The sequence below is a fragment of the Paenibacillus oralis genome (assembly GCF_003863965.1).
GTDB lineage: Bacteria > Bacillota > Bacilli > Paenibacillales > Paenibacillaceae > Fontibacillus > Fontibacillus oralis.
Map to the genome: position 1 here is coordinate 3,233,637 of NZ_RRCN01000001.1, position 26,428 is coordinate 3,260,064.

The window sequence follows — 26,428 nt, forward strand, 5'->3', positions numbered from 1 at the left end:
GCGATTTTTACCATTTTGATCAAATTTGTCTCCAAACCCCGTTTTCAACTGCACTTTTGCATTTCATTGGGCAAATTTACCGATTTTAGCTTATTTCAACTGCACTTTTGCATTTGGAGCGGCCGGGCGTGGGAACCACGGGGTATTTGGAGCGGTCGGGGCGTGGGAACCGCGGGTTATTTGGAGCATTTTGAGCTAGATTCTTCTGATATAATAGAGTTGTTTAGACGAAAATAGAAACCGACGAGGTATAAATACACTAGAATCGTGTTTTGGTCATAGAAGAGAAAGGATGGTCGGAAGCTGATGAAAATTTTTCACACGGCGGACTGGCATCTGGGGAAGCTGGTGCAGGGCGTATATATGACGGAGGATCAGAGGCACGTATTGAAGCAGTTTATAAAAGACATTGAAGCGGAGCGGCCGGATGTGGTGATCATTGCGGGCGACTTGTACGATCGGGCGGTTCCGCCGACGGAGGCCGTGCAATTGCTGGACGATCTGCTGGAGAGCATCGTGCTGCGGCTCAAGGTGCCGGTGCTGGCGGTGGCCGGGAATCATGACAGCCCGACGCGGCTGGATTTCGGTCATCGCATCATGAGGGCGTCGGGATTACATATTGCGGGGGTGCTGTCCGCCCAGCTCGAACCGGTGGTGCTTCGCGACGAGTATGGAGAAGTTCATTTCCATCTCGTCCCTTATACCGAACCCGGCAAAGTGCGGCAAACGTTCGGCGACCAGGAAGTCCGCACCCATGATGACGCGATGCGGGTCATCACGGACGCGATCAAGCGGACGATGGACCCGGTCGCGAGACATGTATTGGTGGGACATGCCTTCGTGACGCCGCACGGGGAGCCGGAAGCGAACACCAGCGATTCGGAGCGGCCGCTGGCCATTGGCGGAGCCGAGCATGTGAGCGCCCGGCATTTTGCCGGATTTCATTATACGGCGTTGGGGCATTTGCATCAGGCGCATCATGTCGGCGACGAAACGGTCCGTTATGCGGGTTCGCCGCTAAAGTATTCGATTTCCGAGGAGCATCACCGGAAAGGATATTTGATCGTCGAGCTGGATGGTACAGGGCAGGTACGAGTGGAGCAGCGGTCGCTTCTCCCAAGGCGCGATATGCGCACGGTGGAAGGGCTGATCGCCGATATCGAACGCCATCCCGTCAACGAAGATTACGTGTTTGTGCGTCTGCTGGACGAGGCGCTGGTGCTTGCGCCAATGGAGCGGGTGCGCTCGGTGTATCCGAACGCCATGCACGTGGAGCGGAAACAGGCGATCCGCAGCCTGACGGGAGATCTGCAGGAAACCCAGGGACGTGCGCAAATGGACGGGTATTCTTTGTTCAGGGCTTTTTACCAGGAAGTTACGGGCGACGAGCCTTCCGCGGAAACGGAACGGCTGTTTGCCGAAACCTTGCAGGAAATCGTTTTGAAGGAAGGGGAACGGGATGAAGCCATTGAAGCTGACGATGACGGCATTCGGGCCGTATAAAGATACGGAAGTCATCGATTTCTCCGTGCTGTCGGAGCAGCGTCTGTTTGTGGTATCCGGGAATACCGGGGCAGGTAAAACCTCGATTTTCGACGCGATCTGTTTTGCCTTGTACGGCAGCGCCAGCGGGGAGGACAGGAGCGACAGCAAAATGCTGCGCAGCCACTTCGCGGATGATCAGGTGTACACCTCGGTCGATTTCGAGTTCGAGCTGAAAGGACGCGTATACCGGGTGTACCGGCAGCTTGCTCACGTCAAAGCGGGCAACAAGGTGGCGACAGGCGACCGGTACGAGCTGTATGAATTGGTGCATGGTGAAGAAGTTGCGCTGACCGACCGCCAGATCGTTTCGCAAATCGACCAAAAGATCCGCGAGCTCATCGGCTTGACCAAAGAACAGTTCATTCAGATCGTTATGCTGCCGCAGGGAGAATTCCGCAAGCTGCTCACTTCGGAAACGGAAAATAAAGAGGAGATTTTGCGGCGGATTTTCAAGACCGGACTGTACAAGCACGTCGCCGACCACCTCAACGAAAAGCGCAAGGAAATGCAGCAAATTGGCCAAAGTCTGCAAAAGACGCGGGATTTGTACATAGAGCAGGTCAAAAGCGCTTTGGGCGGGCGCGAAAGCTCTGCGCTTTACAACGTTTTCCGCCAGGAATATTACAATACCCATCAAGTGCTTGAGGCGCTGGATCAGGAAATCGCCTATTACGCCGGGCAGACGAACGAGAAAAAGCAGCTGCTGGAGCGGGAAACGGCCGAGCAGCAGCGGCAGACCGCGTTGTATCATCAGGCCAAAAGCATCAACGAGCAGTTTGACCTCCTTGAGCAGAAAGCTGCAGCCTGGCAGCAGTTGGCCGAACAGGAGCCGGAATACCGGGAAAAAGCGGCCCGTCTTAAGCGGGCGGAGCAGGCCGTGCATTTGCAGGTGTATGAACGGCACGACTTTGAGGCGGCGGACGATTTGGCGCGCAAAGAAAAGCTGCTGGAAACGGCCCTGGCCCAAAGCGAGGCGGCCAAGCAGCTGCTGGAGACGGCGGCGGCCCTGTATGCCGAGGAGGAAGGCAGAAAGGCGGACAGGGAGCAGGCTTTGCGCGAGCTTGACCGGCTGCAGGGCTACCTGCCGACGGTCAAACAACTCGACAGCAAGCAGCAACTTGTCGCCGCGCTGGCCGCGGAAGCCGAGAAGCTGTCCAAGCAGACGGAGCAAGTTCAGCGCGAGTTAGAGCAGCTAAGGACGGAGCGGTCCGCCAAAGGGGCCCGGGTCAAAGAAATCGAAGAGCGGGTCGCTTCTTTGCCGGATAAGTCCGCGAGATTGGCGGTTCTTAGGCAGCAGGCCCAGATCGTGCAGGATTATTTGAAGCTGTCCGAAAAAGCGAAAAAAGAACTTCAGGCCGAACAATCGGCAAAAGCGGCTTACGATCATGCCAACGAGCTGTATACGGCGATGGAGGAGCGCTGGATGGAAGGGCAGGCGGGCCTGCTGGCAAGCCTTTTGCAGAACGGCGAGGCTTGCCCGGTGTGCGGCAGCGTTCATCATCCCCATAAGGCGGCGGCCTCGGGAGATGCGCCGGACAAAGAAGCGCTCGACCGGCTGCGCCGCGACAAATCGGATGCCGAAAAAGCCTACCTGCAAGCGCAGGCGGAACTCGCCGCAACGCGGCGGCAAATGGACGAGCGCCTGCAGGAGGTGCGGGAACACGGATTTGATCCTTCCGATATCCGCCATATTTTTGACGAGCTGGTGAAGGAAGGGAAAGCGCTGGCTGACGAGGAAAAAACGCTCAAGGAGCAACATGCCGGGCTTCTGGAGCAACGCAAGGGGCTGGAAGCTGTGGATCAGCGGCTGGAGGAGCTGCGGATTCGCAAAGAGCAGGCCGATCATGCCTATCAGGAAAAGAAGACAAGCTACGCCCGGGAGAAGGCGCTGTTCGATCAGGCGCTCACGGCATTGCCCGAGGATGCGCGCAGCCTGAATCAGCTGGAAGAGCGGATTCGGCAGGCGGAGCAGCACAAAAGCCGGCTGGAATCGGCCTGGCAGGAAGCCCAGCAGCGGTATCAGGAAGCAAGCGGACAGAACATCAAGGCCCAGGAAAACCGCAGCCACGCGGAGAGCCAGCTAACGGATGCACGGGCGCAGCGGGAGAAAGCCCGGCAAAGTTATGCCGAAGCTTTGAGCCAGGCCGGTTTTGCCACCGAGGCAGAGTATAAAGCCGTAAAAATGGGGGATGCCGAACGCCTGGCGCTGAAGGAGCGAATCGAAGCCTACAATACGGCCGTCGCTGCCAATCGGGCACAGCTTGAGGAAATGACGGCGCAGTTGGCCGGCAAGGAACGGCGGGATCTGGTTTCCCTGGAGCAGCGGCTGCAGGAGCTTGAGCGTCAAGTGGAAGCGCTGCGGGCGGAGTGCCAGACAGCCGAAAGACAATGCAAGGAAGCTGAGGAGAGCAAGGAGAAGATTGTGCGCGCGGAGCAAACGTGGCAAGACGCCGAACGGGAGCATGGGCTGGTCAAAGAACTGTATGATGTCGTACGCGGGGAAAACAGCAAAAAAATCTCGTTCGAGCGTTATTTGCAAATTGAGTTTTTGGTCAAAATCATCCACCATGCCAACGAACGGCTGGCCCGGATGTCCGGCGGCCAATTTTACCTCGTCCGCAGCGAGCGGATGGAGAAGCGCGGGAAACAGAGCGGCCTTGGCCTTGACGTATTCGACAATTACACGGGCCAGCTGCGCGACGTCAAGACGTTGTCCGGCGGGGAAAAATTCAACGCATCGCTGTGCCTCGCGCTCGGCATGGCCGACGTGATTCAAGCCTACGAAGGCGGGATTTCGCTGGAAACGATGTTCATCGACGAAGGCTTCGGTTCGCTGGACGAAGAATCGCTCAACAAGGCGATCGAAACGCTGATCGACCTGCAGCAATCGGGGCGGATGATCGGCGTCATCTCGCATGTCCAGGAGCTGAAGCAGGCGATTCCGGCCATTCTGGAGGTCAAGAAAACAAAAGAAGGCCACAGCTACACGCGTTTTGTGGTCAGCTGATTTGCGGTTCCTGCTTCCCTTAAGACAGCCGCCCTCGTTTCCTTAACGAGGGCGGCTGCTTTGTTCCGTGTATTTTATTGATAATAAGACGTCGTAAGAGGGATCAAGAAACCTCCGTCAGAAGATTGTTCGACGCTAATCGAAATATTTTTAACCCCGGTAATATCCACTTCGATCTTTTTCATTCCGCTGTCCGGATAGATGCTCTTGACATTCGCTAGCAAGGCATTGTTATCGTTGTCTTTAATGCTGACGGAGTCAATGTTCTTTTCCAGGGCTGCGATTTGTAGAACCAGCTTTTTATATTTGCCGTTCGGGCTTAGTGCGGTGTATTTGATGGTCGATCCCGCCGGGCTGTAAAGAACCTCTTTGTAATCCTTGCCATTGTACGAAGTTTGACGTGTATCTTTGGAATACAATGTTTTATTGAAATCCTCTTGTTTTACCGCTACCCCTGCCATCTCACCGATCAGGATCTCTTTCGCGGCTCCATCATAGTTCACCGGTACATCAAGCAAGCTCGAAACCGCTCTTACAGGCAAGTAAGTTGTCCCTTTGTATGTAATCGGCAGTACGGTATTGCCGTTCACATCCTTTAGCTCCTGTAATTCCCCATTAAACCTTACCGCAAGGTCTCTGTTAAGGTAGGCTTTGATTTCTTGCAGCTTTGAGGCGCCAAATGCTCCCAGGCTCATTCCAACCATAAGCAGCATGGCCCCGCAAAACGTAATCATTAACTTTTTCTTCATTGTTGTTCTCCCCTCAGCTTAATAATTCAATATTTAAATTCAGTATTTATTATATTATCAAGATTTTCGAGGAGAACAATGAGTCTCAATTCGTAATTTGGTAAGCGCGAAAAGAAAAAGATGACTTCGGCGGTTATCCGAGGCCATCTTTTTTCTGTTCGTAAATTTCCTGATATCAGCCGCCCAACTGCGACTTTACCTGCTGAATCTCCTGGTTGTCGGCCATCATCGCCGGTTTGTAAAAACCTTTGGATTGGGCGAGCTGAAACAGCTCGTATTGCGATGCTTCACAGTTGTTTCTGATTTGCTGAATCGTGGATCTCAGCTGGGGATTGGCGCACTCCGAGATCACGTTGGTATAGGTCGTCAAGCTGCTTTTGACCATCGAAAGCGCATCGTTGACCATTTCTTTGTCTTGCATCATATTGACCTAATTCCTCCTTATTTCAAAAATGACATCAGCTGTTGTTTGGTGTTTAACGCGTCCTGGGCCGATTTCTGAAAATAAGCCTTCACCTGCGGATCCGTGCATTGCTGCGCGTAAGTCAGCATTTTTTGGTTTTCCGTCTCGTGGGCGCCGATCAGATGCCGCAGGTTCTGCAGCTCCTGTTCATTGATTTGGGTCATCCTTTTGCTCCTTTCATTGGTATTCACGGGTTATTGTCTTCCGTTTGCGGACAAATATGCGGGCAGCCGTGTTTTCCTGTTCCAGGAAAGGGGAGTTTGGTGAATGAATTGTGACTGCTCGCGTCCGAAACGTTGGCTTGGGCCGAATCAAATGCAAAAATGCATTCCGTTTTCTACGAATTTCCGCTTTAGAGCGATTGAAATGCAAAAATACATCTGTTTTAGAGCGATTTGATCAAAAAGTATCTTTTGACCGGAAATGAACTGCACATTTGCATTTGAGGAGCCATTTTCGAGGGGGTTCGACGAAATCCGCATGCACTTTTGCATTTCGCGGGATTTGCAGGTCGTTCTCGGGACTTGCTGGTCGTATTTGCAGGTCGTTCCCGGGGCTTACTGGTCATCCTCCGGACTTGCCATCCCCAGATAGTCCTGTTTTTATTGCCAACGTTTCGCCGCTCCGTGTCTTAAGTCATAGACGTTATGAAAATAGTCACTGTGATTTTAGTGGTAATTGTTAAAATTTAGTAGTCCTATTAGGCGTAAGGTTGCTACTTTAGGATAAATTTGGCAAAATCATCTAGTTATGTTGTGTAAATCATCGTAAAAGGTGGCGAGTTTTATGATCGGGCCAGTTAAGCCGAGCGAAACAGATAGGCCAAACAACCCAAACAACCCAAACAACCTAAACAAGCGAAGCAGACCAGTTAAGCCGAACATGCCTCAGCCGATAAACTCCTCCAGGCGGATCAGGTTTTTCAGATCGCTAACCGGAAAAATACTTGCCGTACTCCTGTCGTTGATTGCGGTATGCGCCGTGTCTTTTGCGCTAGTGTCGTATACGGAAATCCAAAGATCGATGACCAGCCAAATGAAAAGCGACGGGACGACCCTTGTGGCCAACATCAAACGGGAAATCGTCAAGGATGAGCTGCTGAATTTGCAGGAATTGCAGCAGGTGTTTCAAACGATCAAACAGGACAGCGGCGGCAATATCGTCTACATCTCGCTTGCCGATGCTAAGGGGCAGGTGATCGTTTCGGACAGCAGCCTGCAAACGGAAGGGGAAGCCGGAGCGGCGGATGCTGTCTCTTCAGCTTCGACCGCCAACACCGGCAGCGATCTGTCGGCGGTCGTCGAGCGGCAGGAAACGCAGGGCCGCATTTTGGAAGCGGCCGGCGGGGAGAAAGTATACAATATTTCTACCGATTTTACGTTCAGTCCGGAGCTTTCAGGAGCGTTGAACGTGGGGATATCGCTGAAAAGCATGTACGGGCAAATCCGCGAGGCGCAGCTTGAAACGCTTGTTCTTTCGCTGATTATTTTCGTTTTGGCGGCGGGCATCGGACTCTTCCTGGCGCGAAAAATGATCCGGCCGATCACCATGATGTCAGAGCGGATTAAAGGTTTTGCCGAAGGGGATTTCAGCGGGGAATTGACCCACCATGGAAAGGATGAGATCGGGGCGATGGCCGCCGATCTGGCTCATATGCGGCAAACGCTGGGCGGAATGGTCGAAACGATTCAGAAGAACGCGGACCAAGTATTTGCAAGTTCCCGGAATCTTACCGCTATGATCGATGAAACCTCTTTTGCGGCCGGAGAAGTCTCCAAAGCCGCGGATGAACTGGCGGCCGGATCCGGCGGTTTGGCGGAGAACTCACAGGCCGGGCTGGACCGGCTTAACCGTCTGGCGGCGGAAATTATGGCGCTGACCGAACGCGCGGACCGGATGAAAGCGAGCATTGAACAGACGCGGGAGGCTAACCATACCAGCATAAACAGCATGGAGCAGCTGCAGCGGGCCATTCGTGAAAATGAGGAGATCACCGTGAAAATCGAAGAACAGGTGAACGAGCTCAGCACTAAATCGGCAGCGATTACGAAAGTTGCGGCGGTGATCAAAGCGGTGGCCGGGCAAACCAATATGCTCGCCTTGAACGCGATGATCGAAAGCGCAAGAGCGGGCGAACAAGGGCGCGGTTTTGCCGTCGTCGCCGAGCAAATCCGGGTTTTGTCGGAGCAGACGAGAGGATCGGTTCAGGGGATCGAGGACATGGTCCGGGAAGTCGGCGCGGCCGTGGCCGACGCCAAAAGCTACATGCAGCAGGGAGCCGAAGCCATCAACCGGACAAACGCCGCGTCCCTGGAAACCGGGCAAGCTTTCAACATGATCGATCGCACGGTGCAGCAGATCACCCAGGAAATCGAGGTGCTGGTCAACGGCATTGCCCAGGTTAACGAAGACAAAAATGAGGTGATCGGAACGATCGAAAGCATGTCGTCGATTGCCCAGGAGTCCACGGCGTCCACGGAGGAGATTTCGGCCTCCACACAGCAGCAGCTGGCCAATATGGAGCAGGTATCGGCATCCGCCAAAGGGCTGGAATCCATCGCGGATCAGCTCGGCAAATCGGTGGAACGGTTCAAATTTTGATTGGAGTACCCGTTCCCTAAGCCTTATAATTATGGACAAGTGTGTTTAAAGAAAGGCGGGGAATAGGGTGAGTGTTGTACCGGAAGTTCCGAGATTGGGCGTAGGGGCCGTTATTTTAAACGAGCGGGGCGAAATTTTATTGGTGCGGCGAAACCGGGAGCCGGAAAAAGATACCTGGAGCATCCCCGGCGGAAAGGTGGACCTGTACGAGACGATGGAGACCTGCGTCGTCCGCGAAATCAAAGAGGAGGTCGACCTCGACGTGGAAGTGGAAGGGGTTGCTCTGCACGGCGGAACTAATCGAGCCGGAGAAGGGAAATCACTGGGTTTCGGCGTTATACGAAGTGGCCGTGACGGGCGGAGAACCGCGCAATATGGAGGAGGGCGGCGCCATCGGGGAGGTGCGGTGGTTTTCGCTGGACCGGCTTCCCGGCAATTTAGCCCGATTTACCGTACCGGCGATTGCCCAATTGCAAAAGCGGAGCGAGAAAGGCTGACTTTGCCTTTGGCGAAAAAATAACAAAACGGATGCTTCCTTCTATGGAGGCATCCGTTTTGTCGCGGTTGGCGCTAATATATCACACGATCAGCCCTGGTTATGGCAGTGCGGTTTACGGCAACACGTTGCCCGCCGCGCGGTAAATTTCGTACCATTCCTCGCGGGTCAGGCGAATGTCGGCCGCTTTGCAGCAATCTTTAAGCCGCTCGGCGTTCATCGTGCCGGTTACCGGCTGCATCTGCGCCGGATGGCGAAGCAGCCAGGCGATCGCGATGGTCGTGTTGGTTACGCTGTATTTGCCGGCGATTTCGTCGATTTTTTGATTGAGCTCGGGGAATTTATCGCTTCCCAGGAACACGCCTTCGAAAAATCCGTATTGGAACGGCGACCAAGGCTGAATCGTAATGTCGTGCAGCCGGCAGAAATCGAGCACGCTGCCGTCGCGGTTTACGGCCGAGTCGTTTTCCATGTTGACGTTGATGCCGCTCGAAATCATCGTGGCGTTGGTGATGCTGAGCTGCAGCTGGTTGGCCACGATCGGTTGTTTGACGTGTTTTTTCAGCAGCTGGATCTGCATCGGATTCTGGTTGGAAACACCGAAATGGCGCACCTTGCCGGAGCTTTGCAGTTGATCGAACGCTTCGGCGACTTCCTCCGGCTCCACGAGGGCGTCGGGGCGGTGCAGCAGCAGCACGTCAAGATAATCGGTTTTCAGCCGTTTCAGGCTGCCGTCGACGGAGGCCAAAATATGTTCCTTGGAAAAGTCAAAGCTTCCCTGGCGAATGCCGCATTTTGACTGCAAAATGATCTTTTCCCGGACATCGTCCGTCATATGGATAGCTTCGGCGAAAATTTCCTCGCAGGCTCCGCCGCCGTAAATATCGGCGTGATCGAAAAAGTTGGCCCCTTCCTCCAGCGCGGTTTGCACAAAACGTTCCGCCGCGGGTTTGTCCAAAGAATTTATGCGCATGCAGCCGACGGCCACGACCGGCACTTCCAGCGAGCTCGTTCCAAGCTTGATCGTTCTCATTCGTGATTCCTCCTTAAAGCGGATTAGGTGCAGGGCTGCTCGGTTTTGAAAATATGTAAGCGATACCATGAGATCGTGCCAAGCAAGCCCGGCTCTCCATTATTTTGACACAGGGAAGGCGCGGTTTTCAAGGTCGGCCGCAATTTAGTTTATTGTTAATCCGGGCGGGACGAGTATAATGGTACTGTAAAAAAGAAAGCAAGGTCGTGCAGGTATGCGAAAAAATACGGCAGCAAAGGAATGCATTGATGATGAAACCAATCGACAGAGAGCAAGTGGAGAAGGAGCTTCGGGCTTTCGCGGGCGCGGTAGCGTATGTTCACAGCGAGGCGACTTCTTATATGTTTGTACGCAATTTTAAAGTGAGTGTGACGGAAGCTTTTATCGCCGGGCAAGGTCCTTACCGGGCCGCGCTGCGGTTTGACAGGCACGGCTGGCTGCGCATCGAGGAGCTCACGCATTATGAGGTAGACGAGCTGGGGCGCCTTTTGCTGGCGGGCTATGATGAGCGGGGCCGGATGAACGTCGCCTTGCATCTTGGAAAGGAGCCGTTTCCGGAATGAATAAAACGAATCTGACAGAACAACGTACTCGCAAACTGCTGGCCGTCTTCGCCCACCCGGACGACGAGAGCTTTATTTGCGGGGCAACTTTAGCCAAATACGCCCATGAGGGCGTGGAAATCACGCTGGTCAGCGCCACGCGTGGCGAAATGGGGCGGCGCATGGGCAATCCCCTGTATTTGAACCGGGAGACGATGGGCGCGGCCCGGGAACAGGAACTGCGAAACGCCTGCGCCAGTCTCGGCATCCGCGATTTGCGGTTTTTGGACATTCGCGATAAAACGGTTGAGTTTATCGACGAGGAGCTGTTGATCGGCCGCATCGCCGGATTGATGGAGGAGATCGAGCCGGACGTCGTGCTCACATTTCATGAGCGGCTTGGCGGCCATCCCGACCACTGCGCCATCGGCAAGGCGACAACGGCGGCCTTCCGGCGGCTCGGTGAGCGGGGAGCGTTATATTTCATTTCTTTCGGCGACGCCATGGAGCGGCCGGAGGTTTTTGGCTACACCCGCAGCGATATCGTAAAAATCGACGTGCAAAACCATCTGCCGGCCAAGCTGGCCGCGTTCCGGGACCATCGCTGCCAGTCCGAAATCGAGGCTTGGGTTTGGCAACCGGACAAAGAGGCGCTTAAGCGGTTGGGGCGATATGAATATTTCATCAGAGGGAACCGTCAGGGGGCGTCCGGGAGTGCCGGAAGTGCAGCGGAAGCGGCAAAGCCGGGCGATTTGTTCGTTTACTGATAAGGCGATAAACATAAGGGAAAAAAATGGCGTTATTCCAGCAATATCCGTCCCTTTGAGAGAAATAGAGGAAAATTATGTCGCTATTTTCTCGAATCGCCAGGAAATGCCCGCGTTCTGGGCGATTTATAGGAAAATAAGGACAAAAAATGCCGCTAATGGGGATGAACCTGCCTCGCTCCGGATAATAAGTACATAAAGTACCGCTATTTTGAAGGCTCGGCCGACGGTTCTCCGTTCCAGCAACTGGCTGTCAAAGCGCAGCTTTCCAGGTTGATCCAACTGCCAAGTCGAGCTGGCGAAGACGCGCAGATCGGCGATCATTTCGAGTTCTCACTCAGGGATTATCGTCCGAAAAGGAAGGAGCGGGGCCATCATAAGTCATCTACATGACCTATGATGGTCCCGCTTTCGTTTCGGCTGAAATGTCTTCTGTATGAGGAAAACGATCAACGGTTGGACAAATTTTTACGGTTCCCGAAAAACTACCTCGTGAACGACTGGATAAACACGGCCATTTCCTTGCTGGCCTGGTTAAGACGGTCGATGACCTCGCTGAAATCATTGACAAGCTCGGCCTGAACATTGGAGGAGGCGGCAATCGATTGAATTTCCCTTTCCATCTGCTCGATGGAGCGCTGTACGGTGACCAGTGATTTTTCGATGTTCTGCGTCGCCTCTTTAGAGTGAACGGACAGCTTGCGGACTTCGTTCGCCACCACTCCGAAGCCGGCTCCGAGCTCGCCCACGCGAGCGGCCTCGATGGCGGCGTTTAGGCCCAGCAGATTCGTTTGGTCGGAGATTTCGCGGATAAGACCGGCCACTTTGCCGACTTGCTCCGAATCCTCTACCGTCTTGCGGGTGTTCTCGAGAATTTGCTCGGTCGTCGCGGACAGTTCCTCCGAATGGGCCGCCACGTTTTGAACCATATCGACCAAATGGCCGGTGATCCCGTTCACTTCCTCCATCAACGCTTCAAGCTTTTGTTCGTTTTCCAGCGTGTACGCGATGGCAAACGCCCCGACGACTTCCTGATCCTGGCCGTAAATGGGCACCCCCGCCGAAATGACCGGATTACCGTAAATTTCGGCCGGAAGCCGGTTGATCGTTCTTTGTCCGGCCAAGGCATTCATTAGGGTCGGATCTTCAGGAGGGACCGGACTGCCTTTGACCAAACCGAAATCCAGCGTCCGGCTGGGAGCGTAATAATGAAAATTCTCCCGATCCGTAATACCGATCATAATATCTTGGGAATGAATTTGCTTGAAATAAGGTGCGGCTTGTACCAGTGCGGCAATAATATCCATGTCTGTTCTTGTCCTCCCCTGATATAGATGCGTATAAGAAAATATCGGCATTTGATGATTATTTTTAAAATAATAGAATTTAAAATTTTATGATAATAGAATCGTAGGTGCCGATGTATATAAACCGTGCGGAAAGCCTGGAATTTACGCTATAGCAGCGAGTTCCGGGCTTTTTTTGGGGCTCAACCTAGAAATCGGCGCTTGGCAGGCGGCGGCTGGAACGACGAAGAACCGTCGGCCTTCAAAATAGCGGAACTTAATGTTCTTATTTTCCGAAGCCAAGCATGTTTATCCCCATTAGCGGATTTTTTTGTCCTTATTTTCCTATGAAGGGTTCAGAATGCGGGCATTTCCTTGTGATTCGAGAAAATAGCGACATATATTGCCTCTATTTCTCGCAGATGAACGGGTATCGCCGGAATAGCGACATTTTTTGCCCTTATGTTTTTCGCTGGGCTTTTATTGCAAATGACTTTTCTTTTCCTGAAATAAAATGGGAATTTATTGTAACTTGCAAAATAAATATTATATGTCAACTTGTTTCGGCTTCTAGAAAACTACATATGGAGAGGGAGAGTGAGAGTTTGAGCAGGAGAGTTGTCGCAGGGCTATTAAGCTTCCTGCTGGCGTTTTCGCTGCTGCTGCCGATGGCGGGGGCTGAAGGAAACGTCCGGCAGGGGACGGAAGGGGGGAGGAGCGCCGCTTCCAAGCTGAATCCCGCCGACCCCGCAGCGCTTGATGCGATCAAGGCAAAGGATTTTCGGCTGCAGAGCAAGAAAGAGCCGGCGAATGCGAAGTCGGCAAAAACGCCTTTGGCCAGCGAAGGATTGCAGTTGGAGCGGCAGGAGGCCTCCGCGGCTTCCGCGGCGGAACCGCAAAACTTTGTGCCTCTATCGGATGGCGCGGAGCGAATTACCGTCATCGTAGAATTGCGGGAGGCTCCGGTCAAAGTGTTCGAAGCGGCTGGGAGCAAGCTGCGCAGCAGCAAGTCGTTGTTCGCGCATAAGCAAACGGTAAATTTGGAGCAGCAGACGTTCAAAAAGCAAGCGATCAGCAAATTGAATGCCAAATTCAACCGCTCTTATTCGGAGATTTTTAACGGTTTTTCTTTAACGATTCCTGCCAATCAGGTGGAAAATCTGCTCGAACTTCCCGGGGTCAAAGCGGTGTACCCGAACAACGAGGTGTACGCCACCGCCGAAGAAGAGGCCCCGTCCGCTCCTTTGGGCAGCGTTCCGTTTATTGGCAGCGAGGCTTTTTGGGATCAAGGGATTAAAGGCCAAGGGATCAAGGTTGGGGTCATCGACACCGGCGTGGCCAAGGATCATCCCGATCTGGCGGCCGCTGTTCCGGACGGCGATTGGGGATACGATTTCGTAAACGAGGATAACGAGCCGTACGAAACGACCAAGGAAGATTACGAGAATGCGCGGGAAAAAGATCCGACGCTTCCGGAGGTCAACGAGGACGGCAGGCCGTATTGGACCTCGCACGGCACCCATGTGTCCGGGATTGTGGCCGGGCGCGGCGCAGGCGCGGCTAACCAAGCGGGGATCAAAGGCGTCGCGCCGGAAGCGGAAATCCATGCGTACAAGGTGCTGGGTCCGTATGGCAGCGGTTCGACGGAGAATGTGATCGCCGGGATCGAGCGAGCGGTGAAGGATGGGATGGACGTCATCAACCTGTCGCTGGGCTCGGATTCCAACAACGAGCAGTCGGCGGATTCCGTGGCCGTCAACAATGCGATGAAGGCGGGCGTTATCGCGGCCGTATCCAGCGGCAACTCCGGTCCCGAAGAGGCCACGGTAGGGGATCCGGGCAGCGCGGAATTGGCGATCACGGTCGGCGCTTCCAAACCTCCGCTTGATACGCCGGTGATGGAAATTGCGGAGCTGGAAGGCGAAGCGTTTTATATGGACACGTTTGATAAATCGGCGGGCCTGGAAAACCTGACCGAATCCTATCCGCTCGTTGATACCGGGTTAGGCACACCAGCCGATTTCGAGGGCAAGGATTTAAGCGGGAAAATCGCTTTTATTAAGCGCGGAGAAATTTCTTTTGCGGAAAAAGTGTTAAACGCTCAAGCCTCCGGAGCCCTTGCCGCGATTATCTACAACAATCTCCCGGAAGCGTTGGAAAGCGGCACCCTGGGTGACGCCGACGTGACGATCCCGGTATACGCGTTGTCCGGGGTGGACGGAGAGCGGATCAAGGCTGCGCTTGATCAGCAGGAGCTTACGGCGGAGTTTGGCTCAACGGTCGAACAGGACATTATGGCCGCTTTTAGCTCGCGTGGTCCGTCCAAACCTTCCTATGACATCAAGCCGGATATTTCCGCACCGGGCGTTAGCATCCGTTCCAGCGTGCCGGGTTATGAAGGCTGGTATGAAGCGCAAAACGGCACAAGCATGGCCGCCCCGCATATCGCGGGAGCCGCGGCGCTGCTTAAGCAACATTACCCCGAGCTTGGAGCTTACGAAATCAAAGCGCTGCTGATGAATAATGCGCTTAAGTTGTCCGACCGCAGCGGCAACCGCTACTCGCATATGGATCAGGGGGCCGGGCGCGTCGCCCTGGACCGGGTTGTCGAAGCGAAGGCGGTGGCGCTGGCCGAAGACGTGACCGATTCCGTCGATGGCAACGAGCCTACGCCGTACTATACGGGCAGTCTTTCGTTCGGTTATGTCGGCTACGGTTCATCGGCGCAGCGTGAGGTCATCGTTAAAGATATCGCCGGGGAAGCGTCGGACTATTCTATTGAATCAAATTGGTATGGCGGCGATTCTCCCGTAGCTTTGACTTTGTCCGAAACCGGGGCCGCGGTTGCGGCGGGCGGGGAAACATCGTTTACCGTAACGGTGGAAGTGCCGGAAGAAGCCGTTAGTCAGCGTTATGAAGGCGAACTGATCCTGACGGAATCTTCGAGCGGTCACGTCATCCATATCCCGGTTTCCGTTTACGCCGGCGAAGTTCCGCAGGTGGATGTCGTTACGGAACTCGCATTAACTCCGAATCCGTTCTCGCCGAACGGGGACGGCCAGTTCGATACAACGGACATCACGTTTATGGTCAATGAATATACCGAGTATTTTTCCCTGGATGTTTTCACCTTGGACGGCACTTGGCTTGGTTCGTTGATTGAAGTTGAAGACGGCGTTTCCTCGGGCAGCTATGCGCTTCGCGGTTGGGACGGATCGGAACTTCCGGATGACGGTTATCTGTTGGTGCCTTGGGCCGGCACCAGCTTGGCGGATGCCGTGCCTTTGGAGAATCAGCTCGCGGTGTTCATCGTTGATAGGGAGGCCCCGGGATCGCAGTTAAGCGACCCTGCTATTAAGGTGGATACGGCCAGCCTTCAAGGAGTGATCTCCGGCCAGGTGGCGGAAGATCTGCTGATCGATTTGCTGGTCTCCGAGGCCGGGGTGGCTGTAGGCGATGTGATAGGTGTGGCCGCTTTGTTTGACGGCAACGGGGACGGCGAGTGGGAACAGATGGATGGAACCGTTGACGGCACGGGCCATTTCACCATTGAGGTCCCGATTACGCCAGGAAATAATACGTTTGAAGTTTACGTATACGACTTGGCGGGTAACGGGTTGGTAACTCCAGCCCACGTGGTTAATTATAAGCTTTCGGGTTACGTCACTCCTTTTGTGGAACCTTCCCGGGTACAGCAGGATAAGCCGTTTAAGCTGGATGTGCTGTTTTCGGTTACGGAGGCTGTATACGCCGCCAAATTCGATTTGCTGTACAGCAGTGAATTGGAACAGGTCAGCGTTGCGCCAAGCCCTGAGCTTAGCGCCCGCCAGGCCGAGCAAAACCCGGATCGTCCGCTGACAGTGTCGAAGGCGGTGTATGAACAGGATAACGGTCAAACCCGATTTGAATTTATGGAGCGCTTGAATGACGCACAAGGGTATGCCGGTGATGGTTCTTTGGCTACCTTTACGTTTCAGGGGGCTCCCGCCGGGCAATATACTTTCCAGGTAGCTAACCTGGCATTGTACGACCAGGATGGGAACGAAATTCCAGTGGGGTTGGGCTCCAATACTCAAGTGACGGTTGAAGAGCAGGCCGAACTGCAAGTAACGCCGCAAAGCTTGTCTCTAAAAAACGGGGAGACCGGCCAACTGGCCGTCAATTATAAGGACACCGGCGGGACGGTCACGGACGTGACTTATGCGGTTTATTACGCGCCGGAGGATCCGCAAATCGTAACCGTGTCGAAAGGGACAGTGACCGCGCATAAAGCCGGCAAAACCAACATCGGCATTACCTATGAAGGTTTGACGGCGACCGTAGGCGTTACTGTTACGGAAGTTTCTTCGGGTACGGGCGGCAGCGGCGGAAAGAAAAGCAGCGGAAAAATAACGCAAAAGCAGCAAGAACAGCAAAAACAAACAACTCCCAGCGAGGCGGTAAAAGAAGCGATCAAAGTGGATGAGCCGACGGTTATTACTTTGCCGAACGGCTTTACGCTCACGATTCCTGCCGGGGCCATCCCGGCTTCGGAGGCGGCTTTTGTGCAGGTGACACCCGCTTCCGAATCCGACACGAACACGTTGATCGAGGGGCTGAAGCTTGGCTCGGAGCTGAAACCGCTTGGGGTTTATTACGATTTAGCCATTTTGGATAAAGACGGAAAGCTGATTGAGAACGTGGTTTTCCGCCAGCCAGCCAAGGCTTCGGTTCCTTTAAGCGCTCTGAACGCGGGAAGCGTAAACGGGGAAAAGATCAGCCTGTTCAAACTCGGTAGCCAAGGCGTACTTGAACAGCACGCGGGGCTGCTTGTTAACGATAAAGTGGCGGCTCATTTGAGCGGCTCCAGCCGTTACATGTTCATAGCCAAAGAAATTTCGTTCGCTGACGTAACCGAGGCGGGTTATCCGTGGGCGGTGAACGAAATTGAAGTTTTGGCGGCCCAAAACATCGTAACCGGGATGAGCGCAAACGTATTTGCCCCGGCCTCGAAAGTCACCCGCGCCGAATTCGTCTCACTGCTGGTTCGGGCGCTGGAGCTGGAAGCGAATGAGGACGCGGCCGGAAAAGTTCAATTCAGCGACGTTCCAGCCGGCAGTTGGTTCGCGGAGACGGCTGGCATAGCGGCTGCCAAAGGCTTTGTTACCGGCTATGAAGACGGCACCTTTGGGCCAAACCGGCAGATTACCCGCGCCGAAATGGCTGTCATTTTGTCCAAGGCGCTATCTTACCTGGGGACGGCAGAACAGGCATCGGCACCTTCCGGCTTCACCGATCAGGCGCAAATTCCGGGCTGGGCCAAGGAAGCGGTTGGCCTTGTCGCCAAGCTTGGCGTGATGAAGGGCAAATCGGCCGGCAAGTTTGACGCGCAGCAAGGGGCCACCCGCGCTGAAGCGGCGGTCGTGATCTACCGCATTTTCACTCAGTATTTGAAGTGAAATTTCAGATTGCGCAAGTTTTCAAGAACACAGCCGCCGGATGGTTTGTGCCGGCGGCTGTGATTTTTTCACGGCGCTAACGGACCGAAATGATCTTATTCCACCTTGGCCGCTCATATACATGCCTTAGAAGGAGCGTGAGCAGGTTGGATAAAAAAGTGAAGCGGTATTATCAATTAAAGCAGCAGCAAAAAGAGGCGGAGCTGGAAATGGCCGAACTGCGCAGCGAAATTTTGAAGCATTGTCTCGAGCAGGGAGCTGCCGAGCTGGAAGTCGGGAACTACAGGGTGAAGACGATATTTCAGGAACGGAAGGAATACGACGACCAAAAGCTGTACGAAGCGCTCCCCGACCCTGAGGTATGGCGGTTGATTTCCAAGGCGGATGCGCAAAAGGTGGCGGGATTGATTAAGCTGAACGTGATTCCCGAGGAGCGGATCAAGGACACTTACGCGACGAAACGCATCACTTTGCTGCAGGTGGAGAAGAAGTGAAAGGCATTAACATACGACGCGACCGCACACCGCCTGCTTAACATTCTGACATGGAAGCCTCGCTTGGCCCAAGCGGGGCTTTTTTTAACATAATTCCGAGGGAGGAGAAGAGGAAGCTGGGAGCTAAGGGACACTAGAGCCGTTATTTGCGAAAAAACGGAGGATTGTAAAATGTAACGGACACGGAAGACCTTATTTACCTCAAATCGTCCTGGAAGAACGGATTTAGAGCGAATAGGGTCGCCTGTGTCCGTTAGGCTGGGAAATACCCCGGAAATGGGCGGATAAGGTCGCTGGTGTCCGTTAGAGCAGCGTCCAAAGTTTAGGAAGAGCCTCCAATCGCTCCAAAGTAGAAGTTAGAGCCATTAAAGGACGCCGTTAGGCGTTTTTTATGAAAACATCCCTTGTCCGCCAGGCAGCCGCAACGTTACAATGACACATAAAAAGCGACTTCCGCATGTTTGCGCTTCATGTGCGGGATTTCGTTTCAGGAGGGAAAACCAATGATTCTGCTTGACGTCCGGGATTACAAGAAAGCCGAGGAGCCGCTGCGGGAAGTGGGGTTTAACACTTTATTTGCCGAATCCGTGATCCACGGGAAAACGCCGGGGCAAGTTTACGCCGACGATGACGTTAGCCCAAGCGTATTTTATGTTGTCCACCCTTACGGGATGTCCTTGTTGTTCGGCGCTGTGGACAAGCCCGGCTTCAACCTGTGGCTGCAGCAATATTTACTGGACAAAGCCCAGGCGCGCAGCGGCCATGAATGGCTGCAGGCCTACCCGGCCGATTGGAACGAGCGGATTCGTCAAATGCTCGGCTCGGAGCTGGTGGCGAGGCGCGCGGAGTTACAGGAAGAAATCGATAGTACATCTCCTAAGGTAGCTGAATATACGCGGGTCAACTTTCGTTTTGACCGGGACAAATACCGGACTGCCGCGAATCCGGCAAACTTGGCGGGCTGTGAGATCGTCAGAACGACGAAGGAAATGTTCCTTACGGCTCCGGGGGCTGTTGTGCCGCGTTTTTTCTGGAAGGACGAAGCGGAGTTTGAGCGGACGGGGATCGGATTCAGCCTGATTTGCGAGGGGGAAATCGCCGCTACGGCGTTTTCCGCGTTCATCACCGAAAAAGAGCTGGAAATCGGCATAGAGACTGCTGAAAAATACCGCGGAAGAGGTTTTGCGGCCAGCGTATGCTCGGCGCTGATCGATTACTGCCTGCAGCAAGGTTTGGAGCCGGTCTGGTCCTGCCGCCGGGAAAATGAAGGCTCGTACAGGCTGGCCCAGAAGCTGGGATTCGTGCCTTCACTGATGATCCCTTATTATCGTTTGCCGGCCGGTGCCATGTAGTTGCTGATGATAAATGCAAATTAGTTGACTGAGTCAACTTGAATGCTTTATGATGGGGTTACTAATCTATGGCTTTTGTAGGAGGTAACCCATGAATTCCGTCCATCATCCTATCATTCAGGCCGTCCGCCGATTTAACCGGTTTTATACGAATATCCTTGGGCTGTTGGATCAGCACATGCTGAACAGCGATTTTTCGTTGTCGGAGGCCCGGGTGCTTTACGAAATCGGCAATACCCCAAACTGTACGGCCAAAATGCTGATTGAGCTGCTGAGTATCGATCCCGGTTATTTAAGCCGGATCATCAAACGCTTCGAAAAAATGGGCCTCGCCTACAGAGAGCAGTCCAAGGAGGACGGGCGGCTGTATTATCTTTTCCTGACCGATCAGGGGCAAGAGACGTTGGCCCGGCTTAACGGGCTGTCCGACGGCCAAATTCATCAAATGATCAGCCGTCTGCCGGAGCAGGAGCAATTGCAGCTTACCGAGGGCATGCGCTCGATTGAAGCGGCGCTGTCGGAGAAACCGGTGCTGACGGGTGAGGAAATCGTTATCCGCAGTGATCTGCGGCCCGGGGACGCCGGCTATCTGGTCCATCTGCACGGTTGGATTTATCAGGAGCGGGGCTACAACCACCGGTTTGAGGGATACGTGTGCAAAACGTTTTACGAGTTTTTTGAAAACTACAGCCCGGGCAAAGACCGCTTTTGGTTGGCGGAAGCGAACGGCAACATGGTGGGCGCGATCGCCATCGTCGAGCATTCGCCGGACAAAGCCCAGCTGCGCTGGTTTGTCGTGCATCCGCAGTACCGCGGGATCAGACTCGGCAACCGGCTGCTGGACGAAGCGATGAAATACTGCCGGGAAAAAGGCTACCCGAAAGTCTTCCTGGAAACGACGGAGGATCAGCAGCAGGCGATTCGGATGTACACGCGGGCGGGATTCGTCAAAGTCGCCGAGCATCCGAGCAACGACTGGGGCAAGCCTCTGGTTGAATTGACGTATGAGCTGACTCAGACTAAATAAAATGCAAAAGGTTGAAGAAAAGGCGCTCTTCCCGGAAAAAAACCACGGAAGAACGCCTTAACCCAAACTTGCAGCTCTTAAGAATACATTTACTGACCGTGCCAACTGTTACCGGAGCGATACCGAAGCGAACCAACTGCAAAAGTACATCTCATTTTTCGTAAATCGCCATTTTGAGGCGTGCGAAATGTAAAAGTGCATTTGATCGGCCATTTGGAGGCCATTTTGGCGAAAACCGCCTGCACTTTTGCATTTCGTGTGCATATTACAGATTTTGTGCGACACTATTGCGTGGAACTCCCCCGTTACTTCACACTCGTCCCCGTCACGCTCGTACCGCTTTTGACGGCTTTGTAGGTCACGATTTCGCCGCTCCAGAAGTGGAATTTCAGCGTTACCTCGCCGTTGTTCACTTCGCGCCAAAATTCCGGCTGCAGCTTGATGACGCCTGTCTCATAATCGGGCATAAACGTATAGCCGAATTCCTTGTAAGAAGTCCAGTTTTGCGGACCGGCATTGCTGCCGTCGGCATACACCGCCTCCATCGTCGCCACAAGATTGCCGTTAAACGCGGCCGGGATCGTAAACGCTTCGGTGGTTCCCGACGCGCTGCTCAGCACCGGCGTATCGTACACATATACCTTAAGCCGCCAGTCCGGACCGTAGTTGAAACGGGCGGACAAGGCCATTTTCAGCCCCAGGCCGCTGCCGTTCGTCAGGCGGGTGAGCAGGCCGGATTTCAGCGTCAGTTCCTGGCCGCTTACCTCGTAATCCGCGCCTTTCTTTAATTTTTGCCCGTCCGCGAAAAGTTCGGTAAGCTGATTTCCGTTCAGATTAAGCTGGACCTTGGCGTCCTGAATTGGTCCGCCTTTTTTCAAATACACCAGATCGGTTTCCGCGGTAGCGGGGCGTTTCTTCCAGCTTGCCTTCATGATTTGGAACAGCTCGTCATCGGACCATTTGTACGTATGCCGGTTAAAATGCTGCCCGTTGTCCCACAGCATATGGGTGATCTTTTTCTGCTGGATATAGTGGGTTAAAGCTTCGAAAAACTTCAGTTTTTCCCCTTGTTCGATTACATTGGTGTTTTTGTCAAAGCCGAGCAGCCCGTATTCCCCGAGGATGACGGGAATGCCTTTGGCGACCAGCGTGTTGTGGACGTTGTCGAACGTCGTGAGGATATCCTGCTGCGTATCCTTTTCGAATTTGTAATACCCGGCGATGTTCACACTGAACGGCCAAAAGCCGTAATAATGAACGGTCGCGATCAGATTCGGATCGTTTAACGTTTGAATCGTTTTGTACAGCTCATTCAAATCGTCCTGCGCCGGAGAAGATTCCCTCGTCGGCAGCACCAGCGGGCGTGTGGCGTTTTGGCCGCCGGAATCCCTGACGATTTGGTGAAAAGATACGAGCAACTCGTTCAGCATCGCGTATTGCTTGGCCCGGTCGGTCGTTCCCCCGTCGGTGAAGCGAGGCTCATTGATGCCTTCGAACATCAGCTTGTCCGAATGGTTTTTGAAGCGCTCCGCGACCTGCGTCCACACCGCATTGTAGCGGGCCAGCACTTGATCGTGGTTTTTCTCCATGTAGCTAATCCACGTCCAGGAATCGTGGTGCACGTTGATCATGACGTACAGCTTGGCCTCCAGCGCCCAGTCAACCACTTCCTCGACCCGATCCAGATAAGCCGGCTCGATAGTGTAGTTCGGCGCTTCCCCGATATGGCTGTCCCAGGTGACCGGAATCCGGATGCTTTTGTAGCCTTGCGCGGCGATTTGCTGAATCAGCTCGCGGGTGATGCGGGGGTTGCCCCAGGACGTTTCGTCGGAGCCTGTGGAATCCAGCGTGTTGCCCAGGTTCCATCCCGGCTGCATGGCTTCGGCATAGGCCTGCATGCTCTGGTTGGACGAGCTCTGCGTTTGACTTCCCGCCGTATCATCGGCCGCGGCAACCACCGTGGAAAACAAGGTGATGAGCAGAGCGGCGGCCAGCGTGAGCGCCAAACCGGATTTCAATTTCTTTTTTCGCATAGTAATGTCGGAACCTCCTTTAAGTGTGAAATACGATAAACGCGATCCCGCCGTATTAGGCAGTTTTGAAAACGTTTTCTATAAACTAAATTACCATACAAACTCAATTGGAAAATACCCTAAAAACTGGATATAAAATCATGTAATAATTTTACATGAACTGCGGATTATTTTTTGCGCCATGCCAAATGGAAAGCCAATCTTCCCAACAAGGAGGGACGGTGCAGCCACTTGATGATGCGCGTCGATATCCACTGGCATAGGAGTGCTTGGATAATAATCTTCCAATCAATGACGATCGCGGTCAGCGCAAAAATGAGGACGTTTATGATAAACAGGGAGGTCCCGGGATTGATTCTCCGCGATTTCGCGATAGCCAGCGCAACAAAACCGATCCCCCCGTTCGTTACCCGCTCCCTGAACAGGATGGAAATTCCGGTCCCCAAAATGACGGAGCCGACCAGCAAATCGATCCATAAGTTGCCGAAAGGCGTTTTGACATACACTTCAAAAAAATTGACGGAAACCGAGGTTGCAGTGATGACCATAATCGTGCCGAACGCGCTGACCCGGCCCAGGTAATGCACCGCAAACAAAAGGAACGAGATGTTAACCAGCCACAATCCGATGCTCAGCGGCAGATGAAACCAGTGATTCAGCAGCATCGCCAGGCCTGCGCCGCTGCCGGAGGGAATAGAGTGCGGAAACAAGAAAACACCCATGGCGCAGCCCTGGATCAGGGAGCCCGCGATGATGTGAGATGTTTTTTCCAAAAGGCGGCGGAGGAGAAAAGCCCGGTAAGCTTGGCGATTGCGGTTCACGGGGAATCATCCTTTTGCAGGTAATGGATTCGCAGGCTAGTCCTGCTTATACAACCTATGCATCGGGACAACCGGCCATGCCTTCTTTTCGAACCAAGAAACTTGAGAGAACGCCCGGAAGGAAAGAGGATTTGCCGGAGGGACATGGAATATTTTAGGGTGAAATAGACGGGCCGACCATGTCTTTCGACGAAGGGTGAATGCGCATGATGCTTTATCTTAAGGAAATTGTCCTCCAGCTATTTTTTGCCCATGTGCCTTTAGTCATGTTTAACTTGTTTTATCGCGACCGCACGCAAAACTATACGCCGAAATTCATCATCGCCACGAGCATGATTTGCCTTTTCTTATCGATGACCTTTGGGCTTAGCACCGTACCCGGATATACTTACGACATTAGATATATCATTATATTTTTCGGCTTGATTTTCGGTGGGCTGAAGATCGGTTTGATCCTGCTGGCGGAATTTATATTGTACCGCTTATATCTCGGGGGTGACGGTACGTTCATTGCGCTGCTTATCACGCTGATTACATTCCCGGTTTCGCTCGTCCTGTACCGGATTTACCAGCGGACCAGCCGCAAGCTGCCGGTCATTATAGCGGCAGGTTTGTTTTTTTCGGCGATTCCCGTCGGTATGGTGTATTTGTACAACCCGCAGTCGGTTTTGAACCATTTGTTTTTTCATATTTTCGTCATCCCTGCGCAAAATTCGATCGGCTGCTGGCTGCTGATTACGTTTTTCAAAAAAGCGGTCACCGACAAGGAGTTGTATATCAACTACGCGCAGCAGGAGCGGGTACGGGCGATCAGTCATGTCGCGGCATCGCTGGTTCACGAGGTGCGCAATCCGTTAACGGCGGTCAAAGGTTTTTTGACCCTGATCCGGGAAGGCGCGGCCGACCGGGAAAAGACGAACCGTTATATCGACATTTGCATGAGCGAAATCGGGCGTACGGAATATATTTTATCGGAGTATCTTGCGATCTCCAAACCGATTACCGAAAAGCAGATGCCTACCAATTTACAGGAACTGCTGCAAATTACGAGGGATGTCATGAATCCGTTCGCCAATATGCACAATGTGGTGCTGGAGATCGAGTATCCCGCGGATGAGGAGCCGTTATGGATCATGGCCAATCCCGATAAAATGAAGCAAGTGCTCGTCAATTTCATCAAAAATGCGGTCGAAGCTTGCACCGAGGCGCCGCATCAGCAGGGCAAGGTGATCCTCAAGCTGCAGACGGATGCGGGGAAGGTTATCCTGTCCATCAAGGACAACGGCATCGGGATGACGGAGGAACAGACCCGGCGCCTGGGCTCCGTTTATTTCTCGACCAAATCGAGCGGAACCGGCCTTGGGCTAACATTTTCGTACCAAGCGATATTATCGTTGGGAGGAGCGGTGGCGGTCAGCAGCGAGCGGGGCGAAGGCACGGAATTTACGATTAGCCTGCCGCTTTATGCAATACGGGATTTAGAGGCTGCACAATAAGGGGGAAAACATAATGAAACAAAGCGGGAGGATTTTGTTGAAAGTACTAGGCTGTTTGCTGGCGGTGTTCGTCATTTTGTGTGTGGGTGCGGTAGCGGCGTTTATTACCGCTTTTATGGGAGGACAGAAATTTTACGCGCCGCTCGTGCTGGCGGTGACCGGAATACTTGTTCTGTTTGTCATTGCGCGAACGTTCCTGCCCGGGCGGGTGCGTGCGGTTAACTACGTGCTGCTTGGCTGCATTGCGGCGTGCGGAGCGGCTGTGGCGGTGTACGAAATCAACCAGGCTTATCACAACAGCTTCGCCGTCGTCAGCGATCAGGATGTGGACCTGGAGCAGTACCGGCCTTTTCAAAATAACGGGGAAGTGGCGGTGTTGGCGGAGCCTTCGTCGTTGACGCTGCTTGAAGACCTGCCGAAAATGGACGGGGCCACCGCACTTTATCCGCTTTATTCGGCTTTTGCGCAGGCGGTGTACCCTCGGAAGGAATATGACCTTTACGACAGCGAAGTGATGGCGAATACGACGCCGGGGGCCTACAAAAATTTGATGGACGGGCGGGCTGACGTCATTTTCGCCGCCGCTCCTTCCAGCCTCCAAATGGCCCAGGCAAAAAGACAAGGGCTTGAGCTGAAGCTGACGCCGATCGGGCGCGAGGCCTTCGTGTTTTTCGTCCATGCGGACAACCCGGTGCAGGGACTGTCCACGCAGCAGATTCAGGCCATTTACGCCGGGGAGATTACCGACTGGAGCGAGGTGGGCGGCCGAAGCGGCAAAATCCGCGCTTTCCAGCGGCCGGAGGGCAGCGGGAGCCAAACGATGCTGCAGAAGCTGATGGAGGGAAAAGAGCTGATGGCGCCCCCGCAGAAAGACGTGGTGTCGGGGATGGGCGGGATTATCGCGCAAACGGCCGATTACCGCAATTATCCGAACGCCCTCGGATACTCCTTTTTGTTCTTTGCGACCGAAATGGCGCAAAACGGGCAAATCCGGCTGCTGGAGATCGATGGAGTGAAGCCGGACAAAACGACGATCCGGAGCGGGGAATACCCGCTGGCCGCGGAGTTTTACGCGGTGACGGCGGGCAGCGACAATCCGAACGTGAGCCGGCTGATCGAGTGGATTTTGTCACCGCAGGGCCAAGCCTTGGTCGAGAAAACCGGGTACACGCCAATCTCTCCAGCTTCCGATATTGACATGGAAAATGAGGATCGATAATATAAAAAATAGGAATTAGCACTCTGGTGCTTGGAGTGCTAATATTTTGAGATCAGGCT

Annotated in this window: 20 protein-coding genes and 1 pseudogene; 12 read left to right on the forward strand and 9 right to left on the reverse strand. The window is 53.7% G+C overall.

Annotated features, from left to right (window positions below; translation table 11 throughout):
* The first annotated feature begins 306 nt into the window (after window positions 1-306).
* The gene (locus EHV15_RS14615; RefSeq protein WP_128631851.1) at window positions 307-1,503 is read left to right on the forward strand and encodes an exonuclease SbcCD subunit D; all 1,197 of its coding nucleotides are present in this window, start codon (window positions 307-309) and stop codon (window positions 1,501-1,503) included.
* On the forward strand, window positions 1,460-4,552 hold the full coding sequence (locus tag EHV15_RS14620; RefSeq protein WP_128631852.1) for an AAA family ATPase: 3,093 nt from the start codon (window positions 1,460-1,462) through the stop codon (window positions 4,550-4,552). Before EHV15_RS14615 ends, EHV15_RS14620 begins: the two co-directional genes overlap by 44 nt.
* Window positions 4,553-4,626: 74 nt before the next feature.
* On the opposite strand, the gene EHV15_RS14625 is transcribed toward EHV15_RS14620, so the two are convergent.
* The 4 genes from EHV15_RS14625 to EHV15_RS37325 form a co-directional block, all read right to left on the reverse strand.
* Complete coding sequence (locus EHV15_RS14625; protein ID WP_128631853.1) at window positions 4,627-5,301, reverse strand: stalk domain-containing protein; 675 nt, start codon at window positions 5,299-5,301, stop codon at window positions 4,627-4,629.
* A gap of 175 nt (window positions 5,302-5,476) precedes the next feature.
* On the reverse strand, window positions 5,477-5,725 hold the full coding sequence (locus EHV15_RS14630; RefSeq protein ID WP_128631854.1) for a spore coat protein: 249 nt from the start codon (window positions 5,723-5,725) through the stop codon (window positions 5,477-5,479).
* 17 nt (window positions 5,726-5,742) lie between these two features.
* Window positions 5,743-5,928 (reverse strand): hypothetical protein, encoded by a 186-nt coding sequence (locus EHV15_RS14635; protein ID WP_128631855.1) that lies wholly within the window; start codon window positions 5,926-5,928, stop codon window positions 5,743-5,745.
* Window positions 5,929-6,651: 723 nt separating this feature from the next.
* Window positions 6,652-6,834 carry a hypothetical protein gene (locus EHV15_RS37325; protein ID WP_246061565.1) on the reverse strand — a complete coding sequence of 61 codons (183 nt, stop codon included), beginning with the start codon at window positions 6,832-6,834 and terminating at the stop codon, window positions 6,652-6,654.
* Here EHV15_RS37325 and EHV15_RS14640 point away from each other — a divergent pair.
* Complete coding sequence (locus tag EHV15_RS14640) at window positions 6,824-8,365, forward strand: methyl-accepting chemotaxis protein (RefSeq protein WP_246061566.1); 1,542 nt, start codon at window positions 6,824-6,826, stop codon at window positions 8,363-8,365. The genes EHV15_RS37325 and EHV15_RS14640 overlap by 11 nt on opposite strands.
* 67 nt (window positions 8,366-8,432) lie before the next feature.
* Window positions 8,433-8,862 (forward strand): annotated as a pseudogene (locus EHV15_RS14645) (NUDIX domain-containing protein).
* A 114-nt stretch (window positions 8,863-8,976) separates the two neighbouring features.
* On the opposite strand, the gene EHV15_RS14650 reads toward EHV15_RS14645, so the two are convergent.
* A complete protein-coding gene (locus EHV15_RS14650; RefSeq protein WP_128631856.1) occupies window positions 8,977-9,894 on the reverse strand; it encodes an aldo/keto reductase in 918 nt (305 codons plus the stop codon).
* Window positions 9,895-10,142: 248 nt separating this feature from the next.
* Between EHV15_RS14650 and EHV15_RS14655 the strand changes: the two genes are divergently transcribed.
* Window positions 10,143-10,457: a DUF1806 family protein gene (locus EHV15_RS14655; RefSeq protein WP_246061567.1), complete on the forward strand. Its 315-nt coding sequence runs from the start codon at window positions 10,143-10,145 to the stop codon at window positions 10,455-10,457.
* Window positions 10,454-11,203 (forward strand): PIG-L family deacetylase, encoded by a 750-nt coding sequence (locus EHV15_RS14660; RefSeq protein ID WP_128631857.1) that lies wholly within the window; start codon window positions 10,454-10,456, stop codon window positions 11,201-11,203. The genes EHV15_RS14655 and EHV15_RS14660 overlap by 4 nt, the downstream gene beginning before the upstream one ends.
* A gap of 126 nt (window positions 11,204-11,329) precedes the next feature.
* On the opposite strand, the gene EHV15_RS14665 is transcribed toward EHV15_RS14660, so the two are convergent.
* Together EHV15_RS14665 and EHV15_RS14670 are read right to left on the reverse strand one after the other, a co-directional pair.
* Window positions 11,330-11,527 (reverse strand): hypothetical protein, encoded by a 198-nt coding sequence (locus EHV15_RS14665; RefSeq protein ID WP_128631858.1) that lies wholly within the window; start codon window positions 11,525-11,527, stop codon window positions 11,330-11,332.
* Window positions 11,528-11,688: 161 nt separating this feature from the next.
* Window positions 11,689-12,510: a methyl-accepting chemotaxis protein gene (locus EHV15_RS14670; RefSeq protein ID WP_128631859.1), complete on the reverse strand. Its 822-nt coding sequence runs from the start codon at window positions 12,508-12,510 to the stop codon at window positions 11,689-11,691.
* A gap of 584 nt (window positions 12,511-13,094) precedes the next feature.
* Here EHV15_RS14670 and EHV15_RS37905 point away from each other — a divergent pair.
* The 4 genes from EHV15_RS37905 (at window position 13,095) to EHV15_RS14690 (ending at window position 20,800) form a co-directional block, all read left to right on the forward strand.
* The gene (locus EHV15_RS37905) at window positions 13,095-17,927 is read left to right on the forward strand and encodes a S8 family serine peptidase (protein WP_178075858.1); all 4,833 of its coding nucleotides are present in this window, start codon (window positions 13,095-13,097) and stop codon (window positions 17,925-17,927) included.
* 146 nt (window positions 17,928-18,073) lie between these two features.
* Entirely contained in the window at window positions 18,074-18,421 is a 348-nt protein-coding gene (locus EHV15_RS14680) for a hypothetical protein (protein WP_246061568.1), read from the forward strand.
* Between the two features lie 503 nt (window positions 18,422-18,924).
* Entirely contained in the window at window positions 18,925-19,773 is an 849-nt protein-coding gene (locus EHV15_RS14685; protein ID WP_178075859.1) for a GNAT family N-acetyltransferase, read from the forward strand.
* Between the two features lie 91 nt (window positions 19,774-19,864).
* Complete coding sequence (locus tag EHV15_RS14690; protein WP_128631863.1) at window positions 19,865-20,800, forward strand: bifunctional helix-turn-helix transcriptional regulator/GNAT family N-acetyltransferase; 936 nt, start codon at window positions 19,865-19,867, stop codon at window positions 20,798-20,800.
* Between the two features lie 305 nt (window positions 20,801-21,105).
* Here the strand turns inward: EHV15_RS14690 and EHV15_RS14695 are convergent, their stop codons facing one another.
* Together EHV15_RS14695 and EHV15_RS14700 are read right to left on the reverse strand one after the other, a co-directional pair.
* On the reverse strand, window positions 21,106-22,833 hold the full coding sequence (locus tag EHV15_RS14695; protein ID WP_128631864.1) for a cellulase family glycosylhydrolase: 1,728 nt from the start codon (window positions 22,831-22,833) through the stop codon (window positions 21,106-21,108).
* A 167-nt stretch (window positions 22,834-23,000) separates the two neighbouring features.
* A complete protein-coding gene (locus EHV15_RS14700) occupies window positions 23,001-23,654 on the reverse strand; it encodes a YitT family protein (RefSeq protein ID WP_128631865.1) in 654 nt (217 codons plus the stop codon).
* 209 nt (window positions 23,655-23,863) lie between these two features.
* Here EHV15_RS14700 and EHV15_RS14705 point away from each other — a divergent pair, with 209 nt between their 5' ends.
* Together EHV15_RS14705 and EHV15_RS14710 are read left to right on the forward strand one after the other, a co-directional pair.
* The gene (locus EHV15_RS14705) at window positions 23,864-25,150 is read left to right on the forward strand and encodes a sensor histidine kinase (RefSeq protein ID WP_128635343.1); all 1,287 of its coding nucleotides are present in this window, start codon (window positions 23,864-23,866) and stop codon (window positions 25,148-25,150) included.
* A gap of 13 nt (window positions 25,151-25,163) precedes the next feature.
* The gene (locus EHV15_RS14710) at window positions 25,164-26,369 is read left to right on the forward strand and encodes a PstS family phosphate ABC transporter substrate-binding protein (protein ID WP_128631866.1); all 1,206 of its coding nucleotides are present in this window, start codon (window positions 25,164-25,166) and stop codon (window positions 26,367-26,369) included.
* The last annotated feature ends 59 nt before the right edge of the window (window positions 26,370-26,428 follow it).

What these genes read in the sequence shown, in the direction of transcription:
- EHV15_RS14615 (WP_128631851.1), top strand. Translation starts at nt 307, where the DNA reads ATGAAAATTTTTCACACGGCGGACTGGCATCTGGGGAAGCTGGTGCAG.
- EHV15_RS14630 (WP_128631854.1), bottom strand. Translation starts at nt 5,725, where the DNA reads ATGATGCAAGACAAAGAAATGGTCAACGATGCGCTTTCGATGGTCAAA.
- EHV15_RS14705 (WP_128635343.1), top strand. Translation starts at nt 23,864, where the DNA reads ATGCTTTATCTTAAGGAAATTGTCCTCCAGCTATTTTTTGCCCATGTG.
- EHV15_RS14650 (WP_128631856.1), bottom strand. Translation starts at nt 9,894, where the DNA reads ATGAGAACGATCAAGCTTGGAACGAGCTCGCTGGAAGTGCCGGTCGTG.
- EHV15_RS14635 (WP_128631855.1), bottom strand. Translation starts at nt 5,928, where the DNA reads ATGACCCAAATCAATGAACAGGAGCTGCAGAACCTGCGGCATCTGATC.
- EHV15_RS14665 (WP_128631858.1), bottom strand. Translation starts at nt 11,527, where the DNA reads ATGATCGCCGATCTGCGCGTCTTCGCCAGCTCGACTTGGCAGTTGGAT.
- EHV15_RS14620 (WP_128631852.1), top strand. Translation starts at nt 1,460, where the DNA reads ATGAAGCCATTGAAGCTGACGATGACGGCATTCGGGCCGTATAAAGAT.
- EHV15_RS14655 (WP_246061567.1), top strand. Translation starts at nt 10,143, where the DNA reads ATGATGAAACCAATCGACAGAGAGCAAGTGGAGAAGGAGCTTCGGGCT.
- EHV15_RS14695 (WP_128631864.1), bottom strand. Translation starts at nt 22,833, where the DNA reads ATGCGAAAAAAGAAATTGAAATCCGGTTTGGCGCTCACGCTGGCCGCC.
- EHV15_RS14660 (WP_128631857.1), top strand. Translation starts at nt 10,454, where the DNA reads ATGAATAAAACGAATCTGACAGAACAACGTACTCGCAAACTGCTGGCC.
- EHV15_RS14625 (WP_128631853.1), bottom strand. Translation starts at nt 5,301, where the DNA reads ATGAAGAAAAAGTTAATGATTACGTTTTGCGGGGCCATGCTGCTTATG.
- EHV15_RS37325 (WP_246061565.1), bottom strand. Translation starts at nt 6,834, where the DNA reads ATGTTGGCCACAAGGGTCGTCCCGTCGCTTTTCATTTGGCTGGTCATC.
- EHV15_RS14690 (WP_128631863.1), top strand. Translation starts at nt 19,865, where the DNA reads ATGAATTCCGTCCATCATCCTATCATTCAGGCCGTCCGCCGATTTAAC.
- EHV15_RS14710 (WP_128631866.1), top strand. Translation starts at nt 25,164, where the DNA reads ATGAAACAAAGCGGGAGGATTTTGTTGAAAGTACTAGGCTGTTTGCTG.
- EHV15_RS14685 (WP_178075859.1), top strand. Translation starts at nt 18,925, where the DNA reads ATGATTCTGCTTGACGTCCGGGATTACAAGAAAGCCGAGGAGCCGCTG.
- EHV15_RS14670 (WP_128631859.1), bottom strand. Translation starts at nt 12,510, where the DNA reads ATGGATATTATTGCCGCACTGGTACAAGCCGCACCTTATTTCAAGCAA.